Genomic DNA, 14,586 nt, shown 5'->3' on the forward strand with positions numbered 1-14,586 from the left:
GGAACAATTCCGGGAGGCATGCGTTGCCCGCCATCGAAGGTTCGAGATTCCGCACTGCGGGAGTTGCCGCCAGTCGTGAACTTCGTTCCTTCGGAGACGATGAATGGACGTGAACGATGAAGGGGGCTTCTCAAACCAATATCGTTCCCCTATGCCGCGCTCCGCAGAACGCACATGATGTATGTACGGAAGTTTGAAAATGAGTTGCAAAATCCTGGTGGTCGAAGACGAAATATTCGTTGCCACCGAAATTGAGTATCTGGTCGCAGAACTTGGGCATAACCCGATCGGCATCGCTGCGGACCGGGTATCGGCTTTCAACCTTGCGCCGTTCGCCGAGATCGCTCTGGTCGATCTCAATCTGCGCGATGGGCCGACAGGAACCGAGATCGGCCGCATGCTGGCCGAACAGCACGGGGTCACGGTGTTGTTCATGACTGCCAATCCGTCACAGCTTGCCGATGGCGTTCCGGGAACGGTTGGGGTGATTTCCAAGCCGGTTGGTGAAGACGACCTGCGCCAGGTGGTCAGCTATGCGGTCGCCAAGCGGAATTCGGTTGCAGCCGACGTGCCGCCGCGTTTGCGGGTCTTCCAGTAAATCTTATTCAGCGCGGCATCATGGCCGCGCCGCAAGCTTGCTGCTGCGCGCGATCGAGGCCAGCGGCACCGTCACGTGGACGCGCACGCCGTCAGCGTCCCATTGACGATGAAATTGTCCCCCGAGCTGCCCTTCGACGCTGATCCGCATCAGGCGCGACCCGAACCCTTCCTGGTCCGGCCGGCGCACGGCAATTTCATTGCCGCTTTCCTTCCATTCCAGCACGTAGTTTTCACCGTCGTGGCGGCCCGCAATGGCCAGGCGTCCGCCGGCATGGGACAAGGCGCCATATTTGGCGGAATTGGTCGCGAGTTCATGCAGAAGCAGCGCCAGCGGCGTGGCGGCGCTGTCGCCGATGACGGTGTCGTCGCCTGCAAAGGTGATCCGGCTCTCCATATCCTCCAGCCCATAGGGCTCAAGCAGCCGCTGTGTCAGGCCGAAGATGCTGGTTTCCAGATCCACCGGTCTCGACGTCCGGCTGTGCGGGCGGACGAAATCATGGGCGCGGCCCATCGCCTCGATGCGCTTGCGCAGGAGGTCGGCAAAGCCGCGCGATTCAGGCGCTGAGCGGGCGGACAGGCTGATGATACCGCTCAAAACCGAAAAGATGTTCTTGATGCGGTGGCTGAGTTCGTGCGCGACGATCTCGCGTTCGGCCTGAACCATCTTGGTGTCGTGAATATCCGTGCAGGTGCCGTACCAGCGGATGATCTCGCCGCTGTCATCGCGAATGGGCAATGCGCGTCCGAGCACCCAGCGGTAGACGCCGCTGTGATGGCGCAGGCGGTATTCCACCTGATATGCCTCTCCCGTCTGCAACGACTGGCGCCAGGTGGCCCAGGCGCGTTCGCGGTCCTCCTCGTGGAACATGCCATTCCAGCCCTCGCCATCGGTCGATCCCTCCGGAACGCCGGTGAATTCGTACCAGCGGGCATTGTAATAGTCGTGAAAACCATCCGGAAGCGTCGACCAGACCATCTGCGGCATGGCATCGGCAAGGGTGCGAAAGCCGATTTCAGAGCGGGCATGCGCCTCAAGCGCTTCCTTTTGGGCGGTGATATCGACGGAGACGCCGGGAAACCGGATGCATGTACCGTGTTCGTCGATCAGCGGCTGGCCTTCGGCAAGCACCCATTTGATGCTGCCGTCCTCTTGAACGAGGCGGTATTCCTTTGAAAAGCGCCCGCCGGTTTGCATGGCGTTTTGCATGGCTCTGCCGACCTGTTGGACATCGTCGGGATGGATCGTGCGGATGAAGTCCGCAATCGGGGCGCCATGGCGCGCGACCTTGGGATCGACGCGGTAGAGTTGCGCGAACTTTTCGTCGGAATAGACACGATCTTCCGGAACATGCCAGTCCCAGGTACCGACAACGGCGGAGCTGCCAAGCGCCAGCGAAAGCTGTTCGCGGCTGTGGGCCAGTTCCTGTTCGGCAGTCACACGCTTGGTCGTCTCGATGACCAGGGCGAGGACTGCAACGGTGGTGCCGTCATCATTCAGGATCGGGCTATAGTCGAGATCGAGCCAGACGTTTTCCGCCATGCCGTTGCGATGGAACGTAAACTCCTGGTCCTCAAAGGACAGGCTCTCGCCGGCAAACACGCGACCGATAATATCGGCGTTGAAGTCCGCCACCTCCGGCCATGCGGAAAGGACCGATGCGCCGAAACAATCCGGGTGGCGGCCGCCGGCGATGGCGATATAGCCGTCATTGTAGAGCATGATGCCGTCGCGCCCGGCCAGCAGCGCCATGGGGATCGGCGATGCCAGCAGCATCCGGCAGGCAGCCTTCAGTGCGTCAGGCCAGCCGTCGAGGGCCCCAAGACTTGTCGTCGCCCAATTCAAGCCATTGAACCGGCGCAGCATCTCGCTGGCGGCAAGTTTGGCTGGGATCTTTCCCCCTGATCGGGAAAACAAAGACGACTGACTATCCATGCGCTCTCAAATGCTCTGACGGGCAGCCCTCATCGGGCCTTAGCGAGAACCCGGCATATAGAGAGGGTTTGCCGGAAGTCATCCTTTGCACACGGTTTTTCTTCATCGGCACTTACCAAGGAGGAGCGAATATTCGCCCGGTCCGGACGGGTCAGAACGTTCAGCCGGCGTCCTTCTCTGGCTGCCCGTCCGGCTCTTTTTCGAGGCATCACACCGGAACAAATTCACCTTTTGTCCGTTCCTGCGATGTGGTGGAGGTAGCATTTATGTTCATTCGGTTGGGTTACGAAATAGGCATCAGCTGCGATCAGCCGACCCCGATGATGACGTTTCTGTCGGTGGATCGCGCCAGGCGGCACGATATCGTCAGCGAGCGCGGACCGATTTCCGATCCTGTCGTCAAGATGGGTGAGGTGACCGATCCTTTCGGCAATGTCTGCATGCGCATGGTCGTTCCAGCCGGCGGGCTGCGTCTCAGCTATGATGCGGTAATCAAGGACAGTGGCCGGCCGGACCCGGTCAACCGCGCCGCACAGGCGGTGCCGGTCGAAAACCTGCCCGCCGAATGCCTTCCATATCTTTCCGCGAGCCGCTATTGCGAGACCGACCGTTTCGGCGCACTTGCTTGGCGTCTGTTCGGCGAAGTCGAACCGGGCTGGGCCCGTGTCCAGGCAATCTGCGATTATGTGCATCAGCGCCTGACCTTCAGCTATGGCTACACGGCAACGTTGCGCACCGCGATGGAAGCGCATGATGAGCGGTCTGGCGTATGCCGCGATTATGCGCATCTTGCCGTGACGCTCTGCCGTGCGATGAATATGCCGGCGCGTTACGTCAACGGCTATATGGGCGATTTCAGCGAAACCGATAATCCAGCCCCCATGGATTTCAACGCCTGGTTCGAAGTCTATCTCGATGATCGCTGGTATACGTTCGATGCCCGCCACAATGCCCCGCGCATCGGCCGGGTTGCGGTTGCGCGAGGCCGCGATGCTGCCGACATTCCGCTGATCCAGACATTCGGCAAGCATGAATTGACGACGTTCAAAGTGTGGACCTCAAAGGAAACGGACAGTGCGCTGACCAAGAGGCATAGCCGGGCGGATGTGTCGCTTTTGACGCCGTGGTTCAGCGAACGCTGGTCCAAGCTCGTGCAGCAAAGGGAACTTGAGCGGGGGCATTGAGAGTGACCGGGTTTTTCGCCCGGTGAAAATCATGCTTCAGGTTGGTTTTTTCCTTAACCGCGCAAAAGGTAGAAAATAATCTCTATAAACTTGGTATAAAATAGCGGAGAAAAGTACCAGAAACAGTCGCCCTAAGGCTTCTGATAATCTGCAACAACTCAAGTGGAGGACATTATGCAAGGTTCGAAACCAGTCATGCAGAAAAGTCCGGTGAGCTACAGCGTTCACCCGGCACCGCAGTTTTCCTGGACAATGGCCGCGCAGGCCACAGCCCTTGCCGCCGCCTTCCTGTTCGTGACAGCGCTGGTTTTTGGCGCGATTTGAGCCGTCCAGTCAAAAACTAACATTTTCAGGCCCTTGCGTCCCTCCGGATGTAGGGGCCTTGCGTTTTCGGGGTACACGAGAAGATTTCCTGCACTGCGATCATGCGTGCTCTTCCTCTAAAAACCCATCCGTTCCAGCTGATTTGACCCCGTGGCGCAGATGCCGCAATCGACGGCGGTTGCGGACGGCCACATCATCCCCCTTGCCGTCAGTCTTGCGGATATCGTAGCCTTGCCGTCTGAGATCCGATCCTCCTTCGTGTGGGGAGTGTCAGAGCGAAGCGGTGGGAAGGGATGCCTGTTGTTTCAAAGGTGGGTCCTTCCGCAACCCTGCCCAGGAGGGGAGGGGGTTTTTACGGCGCCTGCAGCAACCGCTGCGGCGGCTCAAGCGAGTTTTCAGCGGCGAACGCTATCGCCAATCGATCCCGGTTGGCGCACTGAAAAACAGAAGACGATCTGACGGGAAGGACAAGAAACATGCTCGACAAGCGCAAATTCTACATCAACGGCGAATGGGTCGCTCCCCTTGTGGCCAACGATCTTGAGGTTTTGAACCCGGCGACCGAAAAGCCGGTTGCGGTGATTTCCATGGGAAGTGCTGCGGATATCGACCGCGCCGTCGCCGCTGCCAAGACGGCTTTTGCGACCTACAGCCGCACGACGACGGAAGAGCGGCTGGCCCTTCTGGAAAAGCTGCTTTCCATCTACAAGCGCCGCTACGAAGAGATGGCCCAGACCATCACGCTGGAGCTTGGCGCGCCGCTGTCCATGAGCCGCGAACAGCAGGCCGATGTCGGCGTTGGCCATCTCCAGGGCTTTATCGATGCGCTGAAGCGCCTGCACAGCCGCGAAGTGCTGCCCAATGGCGATGTCATGCTGCGCGAGCCGATCGGCGTGTGCGGTCTGATCACGCCCTGGAACTGGCCGATCAACCAGATCGCGCTGAAGGTGGTGCCCGCCCTTGCGACGGGCTCGACCTGCGTGCTGAAGCCATCGGAATTCACGCCGCTGAACGCGTTGCTCTATGCCGAAATGGTGCATGAGGCCGGCTTTCCGGCCGGCACGTTCAACCTCGTCAACGGCGATGGCCCGAATGTCGGGGCCGCACTCTCCAAACACAAGGACGTCGATATGATGTCGTTCACGGGCTCGACCCGCGCAGGCATCGCCGTCAGCAAGGACGCTGCCGAAACGGTCAAGCGCGTGACGCTGGAGCTTGGCGGCAAGTCGCCCAACATCGTCTTCGAAGATGCCGATCTTGAAGACCGGGTTTCCGGCAGCGTGCTGGAATGCTTCAACAATTCCGGCCAGTCCTGCGATGCGCCAACGCGTCTCCTGGTGCAGAAGTCGGTCTATGACAAGGCCGTCGAGATCGCCACGCGGGTGGGACGCGAGGCGAAAGTCGGCAATCCCGCCGAGGAAGGCAGCCATATCGGGCCGCTGGTCAGCGATGTCCAGTTCGGCCGGGTGCAGGCCCTGATCGAGGCTGGCATTGCCGAAGGTGCGCGTGTTCTCGTCGGCGGTGCCGGCAAGCCGGACGGTTTTGAGACCGGCTATTTCGTCAAGCCGACGATCTTTGCCGATGTCAACAATACCATGCGCATTGCCCGCGAAGAGGTGTTCGGTCCGGTGCTTGCCATCATGCCGTTCGATACCGAAGAGGAAGCGATCGAGATCGCCAACGACACCAATTATGGCCTTGCGGCCTACGTCCAGACCGGTGATCCCAAGCGCGCCGAACGCGTTGCCGCACGGCTTCGCGCCGGCATGGTCCATATCAACGGCGGGCCGCATCGCTATGGCAGCCCGTTTGGCGGCTACAAGCAATCCGGCAATGGCCGCGAAGGCGGCCGTTTCGGGCTCGAGGATTTCCTCGAAGTGAAGACTGTTCACCGGCCTGACGCCGCCTGATGATTGGCTGAGTTAACTTTTGCTGCGACCCCATTTACCGTCATCCTCGCCCTCGAGGCGAGGATCCAGAGTCGGACACTGAACCGAGCAAGAGAAAACTGACCCAGATGTCAGTCATCTCCGTGCTTGTCATGAAAACCGAGCTGGCCCCAAGTTTCTGGGTTGAGAGACTTTCTGACCCGACAGACATCGGGTGGCTGGATCCTCGCCTCAAGGGCGAGGATGACGGGGTGTGTGAAGGGCGAAGATGACGGGTGGGTGATATGCCCGCAGGCACGTGCTTGCGGGCATTGGTTCACGAACTCTCATCATCCCATCAGGAGAAGTCGCTGTTTCCCGGCGGGGCGTTCTGATACCTGCAGAGCGTTATCGCGCCGGCGGATTGCGCCGTGCCAGACCTATGGACAGCGCCCGTGTCAGAGACCGTACTTCCCTCACCATCGAAACCGGCCTCGTCATCGGCCAACCGGCTTGCGCTGATCGCCCTGTTGATTGGCGGTGCTGCGATCGGCGGTTCGCCCATTTTCGTGCGGCTGTCGGAAGTCGGGCCGATGGCAACGGCATTCTGGCGGGTGGCGCTGGCGCTTCTGCCGCTCGTCATCTGGTCGAAAACGGCGGGGCATACCGTCACCGATCAGCGGCCGGCGGGATTTACCGATTACGGCCTGCTGGTGCTGCCCGGCATCTTCCTTGCCGTCGATCTCGCGGCCTGGCATCTGGCACTGCACATGACCTCGGTTGCCAACGCGACCCTGCTTGCCAATCTGGCGCCGATCTTCGTGACGCTTGGCTCATGGCTGTTGTTTCGCGCCCGTGTCAGCGGCGTGTTCATTGCCGGCCTTGCGACGGCGCTGGCGGGCGTCGTCATCCTGAAGGGCGGGCCAATGGCGCTGGGAGACGGCCAGCTGGCCGGCGATGCCACGGCGGCGCTGGCGGCGGTGTTTTACGCCGGCTACATCCTGTCGATCGGCCGGCTCCGCAGCCGCTTTTCCACCAACCGTATCATGATCTGGAGCACGGCATCGGCCGCGCTCTGCATGTTGCCGATCGCCTTCTTCTTCGAGGCGAGCTTCATGCCCACCTCTTTGTTCGGCTGGGCCATCCTGTTCGGGCTTGCCTTCATCAGCCATGCCGGCGGGCAGGGGCTGATCATCTATGCGCTCGCTTTCCTGCCGCCGGCATTTTCGTCGCTGACGCTGCTGTTGCAGCCGGTCGTGGCGGCAATCCTCGCATGGCTGCTGCTCAGCGAACCCGTCGGCCTGATGCAGGCCATTGGCGGCGCGATCGTGCTGGCGGGCATCCTGATCGCCCGCCGCGGCTGATGTTGCTTGACCTGGGGATCAGATTTCCTGATCAGATCCCGGGCAGATTGAATCCCGAAAGCCGTTCCTCAAGCTTCAGGATGGTCTGCGCATCCGCATTGGCGAAGGCAAAGCGCAGATAGCCTTCCTGGCCCTCGCCGAAATAGTCGCCGGGCAGGCAGACGATGCCGGCGATCTTTGCCAGCTTTTCGGCGACGAATTCCGAGCGGATATCCGGATAGGGATGGCGGATATAGGCGAAATAGGCGCCGATCGCCTGCAATTTCCAGCCCTTGAGCTTGCCCATGACGTGGCGGAGCGCGTCGGCGCGCGTGGCAATTTCGGCCCGGTTGCCCGCTCGCCAGTCTGCCAGCGCGGGAATGGCCTTGGCGACGGCCGATTGCGCCGAGCGCGGGGCGCAGATCTGCAGATTGTCCATGATCTTGGCAACCTGCTCGACCATGGCCGGTCCCGCGGTGATGGCGCCCAGACGGTGGCCGGGAATGCAGAAAGATTTTGAGAAGCTGTAGAGGCAGACGAGACTGTTCTGCCAGCCCTTGATCGACAGGAGATCATGCGGCGCGCCGCTGCCTTCGGGCAGGAAGTCGCGATAGGTCTCGTCGAGGATCAGCCAGGTGCGGTTGGCGCGGCAAAGATCGTAGATCCGGTGCAGAAGCGCCGGTGGATAGACGGCGCCGGTCGGATTGTTGGGCGTTACCAGCGCCAGCGCGCGGATGCCAGGTTTCAGCGCTGCGGCAATGGCATCGACATCCGGCAGGAAGCCGCTGCCCGCATCGCACGGTACCAGTTCGACGCCGATGCCGAGCATTGCCAGCGTCGTCTGCTGGTTGAAGTAGAAGGGATTGGTCATCAGGATCGTATCGCCTGCACCGGCAATCGCCATGGCGGTGCAGATGAAGGCCTGGTTGCAGCCGGAGGTGATGTGGATGTTTTCACGTCCGATCTTGGCGTCGTAGAGGCCGGAAACATGCTGCGCATAGGCGCTGCGCAGGACATCCTCGCCTTCGATGGCGCCATAACCGGTGAAAGCGGGGGAGGCGGCGGCCTCGCCCAGCCAGGTCAGCATGTCGGGATGGGCGGGATAGCCGGGCACGGCCTGGCTGAGATCAATCAGCGGTCCGCGCGCGCCGTCATAGTCCTTGGCCCAGGCCAGAACGGACGGCACGGGCGGCGGCGAGAGCTTGGCGATCAGCGGATTGAAATGCGGCATCGGATTGTCCTGTGGTTCCTAAGACGTGACTGATTAATCTTGCGGTTCTTACGATTTGGCCCGCCGTTTCGGCGTCGGCTCCGGACGCCTGCTGCGGGCGGGCGAGGAGACGGGCTGAAAGCTGTCCTTGGCGGGGAGGCGTTCGGGCGCGCTCACCTTGTGGGTGCGGGCGCGAATGATGGTGCGTGCCGAGGTCTGTAGCTCCGGCATGGGGTCGTTTTCAAGGGCCGAAAACAGCCAGTCGATGAAGACCTTGACGATCGGCGCCGCGCGGTTTTCGTTGCGGCAGGCGACATAGAAGGCATCGTTGGCCGGAACGGTGAGATCGAAGGGGGCGATCAGCTCGCCCTTGGCAATCAGGCTGCCGGCCGTAATGGTATCCCCAAGCGCCACGCCCTGATTGTGCAGCGCCGCTTCCGTCGAAAGCCGGGCGTCGCTCATGAAGTGCTGGCGGCCGCGCTGGATGTCGATGCCATCGGCAGCCGCAAGCCAGGTGTTCCATTCGCGCCCGTCATCGCCATGCAGGATGACATGATCGCGCAGGTCGCGCAGCGATCTCAACGGCCGCATATTGAGGAGGGTGGGGCTGACGACCGGAAACAGCTCCAGCCGGCTCCACAGCCGCGCCCAGCAATCGGGCCAGTTGCCGTCACCATAAAGCAGGCAGATATCGACATCGGCAGAAAAAAGATTGGCGGCATCGTTGGAGGCGATCAGCGTCAGCTGCACGTCGGGGAACTGTTCGGTGAACTGATGCAGGCGCGGGATCATCCAGAAGGACAAAAGCGCCGGCACGCAGACGATGCGCAGCTCGCCGCTGGTGGTCGGCCGCGTCATCGCGGCGGTGGCGGCGGCGATGCCTTCAAAGGCGTGGGTGACGGCGGGCAGGAGCAGCGCGCCCTGCGAGGTGAGTTTCAACCGCTTGCCGCCGCGTTCGAACAGGGCGGCGTTGAAGGAGAGTTCGAGCGCTCTTATCTGATGGCTGATTGCGCCATGGGTGACGTTCAGCTCGCGGGCGGCGGCCGAAACCGAACCACGCCGGGCGGTCGCCTCGAAGGCGCGCAAGGGGTTCAGCGGGGGCAGGCGGCTGGACAAGAGGTACGCTCCGGGGCGTCGATCATGATGTTAGTTTTTCTCACATCAAACGCTATAACAATGTCAATTGATTTTCCAATCAAATTGTTTCCTAATGTGATCAACAAAGGCAAAAGCCTGGGGAACATGCATCCGGACGCGTCTCTGGCAAACAGGGGCGGTTTTCCGGCTTTTGGCGGCACGAGCAGCGCATTTCACGCTCGATAACCATTAGAATCGCACGGTTTTCCAGGCCCAACACGAGGTCAAGCGGATATGGCGTGGGATGACAGCAAGCTAAACGAACTGAAGGCGAAGTATGGCGAAGCTCATGGCGGCGAGATGTTCGACCCGACCTTCCGCAAGGTTGCCGACAAGATCTTCTCCAAGAACGGCACGCGCCTTGCGCCGTACTCCGGCGTTCCGACCTTCCTGATGGCGCCCTATGTGCCTGTCGATGCCAACGAGCCGGATTTCGGCAATCTGCAGGTCGCCATTGTCGGCGTGCCGATGGATCTTGGCGTTACCAACCGTCCGGGCTCGCGTTTCGGGCCGCGCGCCATGCGCACCATCGAGCGCATCGGCCCCTATAATCACGTGCTCGGCTGCGCGCCCGTGCATGACCTGCGCGTGGCCGATATCGGCGACGTGCCGTTCCAGAGCCGCTACCGGCTCGAACTCAGCCATGACGATATCGAAAAGCGCATCAACCAGATCGTCGAGGCCGGCGTGGTTCCTCTTTCTGTCGGCGGCGACCACTCGATCAGCCATCCGATCCTGAAAGCCGTCGGCAAGAAGCGCCCGGTCGGCATGATCCATATCGACGCCCATTGCGATACCGGCGGCGCCTATGACCTCACCAAGTTCCATCATGGCGGTCCGTTCCGCAACGCGGTACTGGACGGCGTGCTCGATCCGACCCGCACGATCCAGATCGGCATTCGCGGCTCCTCCGAATATCTTTGGGAATTCTCCTACGAGTCCGGCATGACCGTCATTCATGCCGAGGACGTGACCGGCATGGGCATTCCGGCTATCATCGAGAAGGCGAAGGCGATCGTCGGCGACGGCCCGACCTATTTGTCCTTCGATATTGACAGCGTCGATCCAAGCTTTGCGCCGGGCACGGGCACCCCCGAAATCGGCGGTCTCACCACCCGCGAAGTGCTGGAGTTGATCCGCGGCCTGAAGGGGTTGAACCTCGTCGGCGGCGATGTCGTCGAAGTCGCGCCGCAATATGATTCGACCACCAACACAGCGCATGTCGGCTCGCAGGTCCTGTTCGAAATCCTGAGCCTCATGGTGTTCAGCCCGTTCGTCAACGGGACAAGGGATTGAGGGCGTTTCCTCTTCTCCCCAGCGGGGAGAAGGTGGCCCGCAGGGCCGGATGAGGGGGCGGCTCGCACAGAATTTGCGGGAAGACCCCCTCATCGCCTCGCCTGCGCTCGGCACTTCTCCCCGCGGGGGAGAAGGGACATGCGGCAAGCGCCGTTTCTCCCGGACGTTTTGGGGAGCTAACGGCAAATTCGATCGTCCCCTCTCCCCGTTTACGGGGAGAGGGCTAGGGTGAGGGGCAAAAGCCTCCTCCCGATACCGTGCCTGCCACAAACAAAAATCACAAAGGGGAATACCATGACCACACTCTCAACCTTTAAATCCGGTCTTACCGCCGCGCTGATGCTGAGCGGTGCCGTGCTCGGTTTCGCATCCGCCGCCAATGCCGATGCGATCGACGACATCACCAAGGCGGGCGTGCTGAATGTCGGCGTCTTTGCCGATTTTCCGCCCTTTTCGTCTGCCAGCGCCGACATGAGCCTGAAGGGCTACGACATCGACGTTGCGCAATATATTGCCGATAGCCTGAAGGTGAAGCTGGTTCCCGTGCCGGTCACCGGCCAGAACCGCATCCCGTATCTCACTGAAAAGCGCGTCGATCTGCTTGTCAGCGTCGGCTACAGCAAGGAGCGCGCCGAAGTCATCGATTTTGCCGCAGCCTACGCGCCCTATTACATCGCCGTGATCGGCCCGGCCGCCATGGACGTCAAAGGCAAGGACGACCTTTCCGGAAAGTCCATCGCCGTAAACCGCGGCACGCTGGAAGACACCTCGCTGACGGAAGCCGCCCCCAAGGATGCCGATATCAAGCGTTTCGACAATTACAACTCGGTAATCCAGGCGTTCATCTCCGGCCAGACGGAACTGATGGTTGTCGGCAATGATGTCGGTGCCCAGGTTCTGGCCCGTCAGGAAGCCTTGAAGCCGGAACAGAAGTTCCAGCTCATGACCTCGCCGTCGCACCTGGCGCTGAACAAGGGCGAAGACCGGCTGAAGGCCGCTGTCAACGATGCCGTTGCCAAGATGCTGGCCGATGGCAAGCTGGATGCGAGTTCGCAAGCCTGGCTGAAAGTGCCGCTCAATCCTGAAAACCTGAAGGATTGATCCTTTGGGCTATGTGCTCGACTTCGGCTGGCTGAGCGATGCGGTCTCCCTGATCGCAAGCGGTGCGGCCATGACGATGTTCCTGATCGCGGTGTCGGCTGTTGCCGGCATCGTGCTCAGTGTTCTGGGTGCAGCAGCGCGGCGCAGCCGCTACGCTCTGTTGCGCCGCGCGATTGCCGCTTATGTCGAGCTTATCCGCAACACGCCGTTTCTGGTGCAGCTGTTCTTCATCTTCTTCGGGCTGCCCAGCCTCGGCATCCGCCTCGATCCGGTGGTCGCCGCGATCCTGGCAATGACCCTGAACATGACGGCCTATACGACGGAGATCGTTGGCGCCGGTCTCGATGCGGTGCCCAAGGGACAGAAGGAGGCGGCGCTTGCGCTTGGCCTGCGGCCCCGCCTGGTGTTCATCAAGATCGTGCTGCCGCAGGCGCTGAAGGTGATCTTCCCGGCGCTGACCAGCCAGATCGTCATCATGATGCTGGAATCGGCCGTCGTCTCGCAGATCGCCGTGCGCGAGCTCACCTATGAGGCAGATCTCCTGCAGGCCCGCACGTTCCGGGCGTTCGAGACCTATTTCATCGTGACCCTCGTCTATCTCGCCATGAGCATCGGCCTGCGCCGTTTGCTCGTCGCCGGCGGCAACCGCTTTCTGGCGGGAGGCGTGTCGTGATCGAATTCACCCTTTGGGACATCGTCCGCAATCTGCTTCTGGCGGCGCGCTGGACCATCCTTCTGTCGGCCGTCGCCTTCGTGGGCGGCACGATCGTCGGCCTTGTCATCCTGTTCATGCGCATTTCCAAGCGGCGCTGGGTGCAGCGCTTTGCCGAATATTATATCGGCCTGTTTCAGGGCACGCCGCTGTTGATGCAGCTCTTCCTGCTGTTCTTCGGCCTGCCGCTGATCGGCCTGCGCATCGAGCCCTGGACGGCTGCGGTACTGGGCCTGACGCTGTGCGCCAGCGCGTTTCTGGCGGAAATCTGGCGCGGCGGCGTGCAGGCGGTGCCGCTTGGGCAATGGGATGCCGGCAGCAGCCTGGGATTGCATTATCTTAAGCAGTTGCGGCTGATCATCCTGCCGCAGGCCTTTGCGATGACGCGGGCGCCGACGGTCGGCTTTCTGGTGCAGCTGATCAAGAGCACGGCCTTGACATCGATCATCGGATTTGAGGAACTGGTCAGGACCTCGAATGCGATCAACAATGCGACCTTCGAGCCGTTCAAGGTTTATGGCTTCGTGGCGCTGATCTATTTCGCCTTGTGTTTTCCGCTGACGCGCTACGCCAAGATGCTGGAGCTTCGCGCGCTAAAACACTGATCAATCCGTGGTCCGGGGCTTGCAAGCCGGACCAAAAATTGGGAACAGACCGGAAGCCACAAAGACGGCACCGGCATAGAACAGGAGAACAAGGATGACAGACTTTCTCAAACAGAAGATCGGCCGCCGCGCCGTGCTCGGTGCCGGCCTTGCCGGTGCATCCATGCTGGCCATGCCGTCCATCCTGCGCGCTCAGGAAAAGTCGCTGAAGGTCGGCGTCTATGGCGGCTATTTCAAGGATTCCTTCGACAAGAACATTTTTCCGGATTTCACCAAGGCGACCGGCATTGCCGTCGAGGCGATTGCGGAGCCGACCGGCGAAGCCTGGCTGGTGCAGCTCGATCAGGCTGCCAAGGCAGGACAGGCTCCGGCCGACGTCTCGATGATGTCGCAGGTGGCGATGCTGAAGGGTCAGGCGACCGACCTGTGGGCGCCGCTCGACATGGCGAAGATCCCGAATGGCGCAAACCTCATCGAGCGTTTCGTCAACAAGTATCCGGACGGCCGCGTCGCCGGCATCGGTGCCGTGTCCTGGTACATTACGCTCGTCACCAATACCGACGTCTACAAGGAAGCCCCGACATCCTGGCAGGCGTTCTGGGATCCGGCAAATGCCGACAAGCTCGGTCTCCTGGCGCTGGTGTCCAATTCCTTCCTGCTCGAAGTGACCGCCAAGACCTTCTTTGGCGGCACCAAAGCGCTGGATACGGAAGAGGGCGTCCAGAAGGCCTTCGACAAGCTGGCCGAGGTCAAGCCGAACGTGCGCCTGTGGTACCGCGACGAGGCCCAGTTCGAACAGGCGCTGAAGTCGGGCGAAATCCCGATGGGCCAGTATTATCACGACGTCACCGGCCTTGCCGCTGCCGACGGCAATCCCGTCCGCTCGACCTTTCCCAAGGAAGGCGGCATTCAGGACAGTGGCTGCTGGGCGCTGTCGCGCGCATCGACGAAGGTCGATGAGGCCCATGAATTCATCAACTACATGAGCCAGCCGTCGATCCAGGCGATCCTGTCGCGCAAGGTCGGCACCTCGCCGACGGTCAAGCGCGAGCTGACCGACCTGACGGACGCGGAATTTTCCGCCGTCTCCTCCGATATCGAACCGATCATTCCGCGCTACGATCTCTACCAGACGAAGTCGGACTGGCTGAACCAGAAATGGACGGAACTGATCGTCGGTTGATTTGGGCTCGGAGGGTGGATTTACCCCCCTCTGTCGGCGACGCCGACATCTCCCCCTCAAGGGGGGAGATTGGCCGCTGGCACTGTGCGT

Annotated in this window: 13 protein-coding genes; 10 read left to right on the forward strand and 3 right to left on the reverse strand. The window is 61.2% G+C overall.

Going from position 1 to position 14,586, the window contains the following annotated elements; genetic code table 11:
• Positions 1–199 precede the first annotated feature (199 nt).
• Positions 200–598 carry a response regulator gene (locus tag PYR65_RS07705; protein ID WP_060639676.1) on the forward strand — a complete coding sequence of 133 codons (399 nt, stop codon included), beginning with the start codon at positions 200–202 and terminating at the stop codon, positions 596–598.
• A gap of 18 nt (positions 599–616) precedes the next feature.
• Here PYR65_RS07705 and PYR65_RS07710 read toward each other — a convergent pair whose 3' ends face one another.
• Positions 617–2,533, reverse strand: a complete 1,917-nt coding sequence (locus PYR65_RS07710; protein WP_276120540.1) for a PAS domain-containing sensor histidine kinase — start codon at positions 2,531–2,533, stop codon at positions 617–619.
• 266 nt (positions 2,534–2,799) lie between these two features.
• Between PYR65_RS07710 and PYR65_RS07715 the strand changes: the two genes are divergently transcribed.
• The 4 genes from PYR65_RS07715 (at position 2,800) to PYR65_RS07730 (ending at position 7,273) form a co-directional block, all read left to right on the forward strand.
• Entirely contained in the window at positions 2,800–3,717 is a 918-nt protein-coding gene (locus PYR65_RS07715) for a transglutaminase-like domain-containing protein (RefSeq protein ID WP_276120541.1), read from the forward strand.
• Between the two features lie 174 nt (positions 3,718–3,891).
• Complete coding sequence (locus PYR65_RS07720) at positions 3,892–4,041, forward strand: hypothetical protein (protein WP_276120542.1); 150 nt, start codon at positions 3,892–3,894, stop codon at positions 4,039–4,041.
• Between the two features lie 476 nt (positions 4,042–4,517).
• Positions 4,518–5,951 carry an aldehyde dehydrogenase family protein gene (locus tag PYR65_RS07725; protein ID WP_276120543.1) on the forward strand — a complete coding sequence of 478 codons (1,434 nt, stop codon included), beginning with the start codon at positions 4,518–4,520 and terminating at the stop codon, positions 5,949–5,951.
• 413 nt (positions 5,952–6,364) lie between these two features.
• On the forward strand, positions 6,365–7,273 hold the full coding sequence (locus PYR65_RS07730; protein WP_276120544.1) for a DMT family transporter: 909 nt from the start codon (positions 6,365–6,367) through the stop codon (positions 7,271–7,273).
• Between the two features lie 31 nt (positions 7,274–7,304).
• Here PYR65_RS07730 and PYR65_RS07735 read toward each other — a convergent pair whose 3' ends face one another.
• On the reverse strand, positions 7,305–8,483 hold the full coding sequence (locus PYR65_RS07735; protein WP_276120545.1) for an aminotransferase: 1,179 nt from the start codon (positions 8,481–8,483) through the stop codon (positions 7,305–7,307).
• A gap of 48 nt (positions 8,484–8,531) precedes the next feature.
• Entirely contained in the window at positions 8,532–9,578 is a 1,047-nt protein-coding gene (locus tag PYR65_RS07740; RefSeq protein WP_060639682.1) for a LysR substrate-binding domain-containing protein, read from the reverse strand.
• Positions 9,579–9,833: 255 nt separating this feature from the next.
• On the opposite strand from PYR65_RS07740, the gene speB reads away from it, so the two are divergent.
• From speB to PYR65_RS07765, 5 genes are all read left to right on the forward strand, one after another.
• The gene (gene speB / locus PYR65_RS07745) at positions 9,834–10,895 is read left to right on the forward strand and encodes an agmatinase (RefSeq protein WP_276120546.1); all 1,062 of its coding nucleotides are present in this window, start codon (positions 9,834–9,836) and stop codon (positions 10,893–10,895) included.
• A 294-nt stretch (positions 10,896–11,189) separates the two neighbouring features.
• Positions 11,190–11,996 carry a transporter substrate-binding domain-containing protein gene (locus tag PYR65_RS07750; protein ID WP_276120547.1) on the forward strand — a complete coding sequence of 269 codons (807 nt, stop codon included), beginning with the start codon at positions 11,190–11,192 and terminating at the stop codon, positions 11,994–11,996.
• A 4-nt stretch (positions 11,997–12,000) separates the two neighbouring features.
• A complete protein-coding gene (locus PYR65_RS07755; RefSeq protein ID WP_060639685.1) occupies positions 12,001–12,669 on the forward strand; it encodes an amino acid ABC transporter permease in 669 nt (222 codons plus the stop codon).
• A complete protein-coding gene (locus tag PYR65_RS07760) occupies positions 12,666–13,313 on the forward strand; it encodes an amino acid ABC transporter permease (protein WP_276120548.1) in 648 nt (215 codons plus the stop codon). Before PYR65_RS07755 ends, PYR65_RS07760 begins: the two co-directional genes overlap by 4 nt.
• A gap of 94 nt (positions 13,314–13,407) precedes the next feature.
• Positions 13,408–14,496 carry an ABC transporter substrate-binding protein gene (locus PYR65_RS07765; protein WP_276120549.1) on the forward strand — a complete coding sequence of 363 codons (1,089 nt, stop codon included), beginning with the start codon at positions 13,408–13,410 and terminating at the stop codon, positions 14,494–14,496.
• Positions 14,497–14,586 lie beyond the last annotated feature (90 nt).

The sequence above is a fragment of the Pararhizobium qamdonense genome (assembly GCF_029277445.1).
GTDB classification, from domain to species: domain Bacteria; phylum Pseudomonadota; class Alphaproteobacteria; order Rhizobiales; family Rhizobiaceae; genus Pararhizobium; species Pararhizobium qamdonense.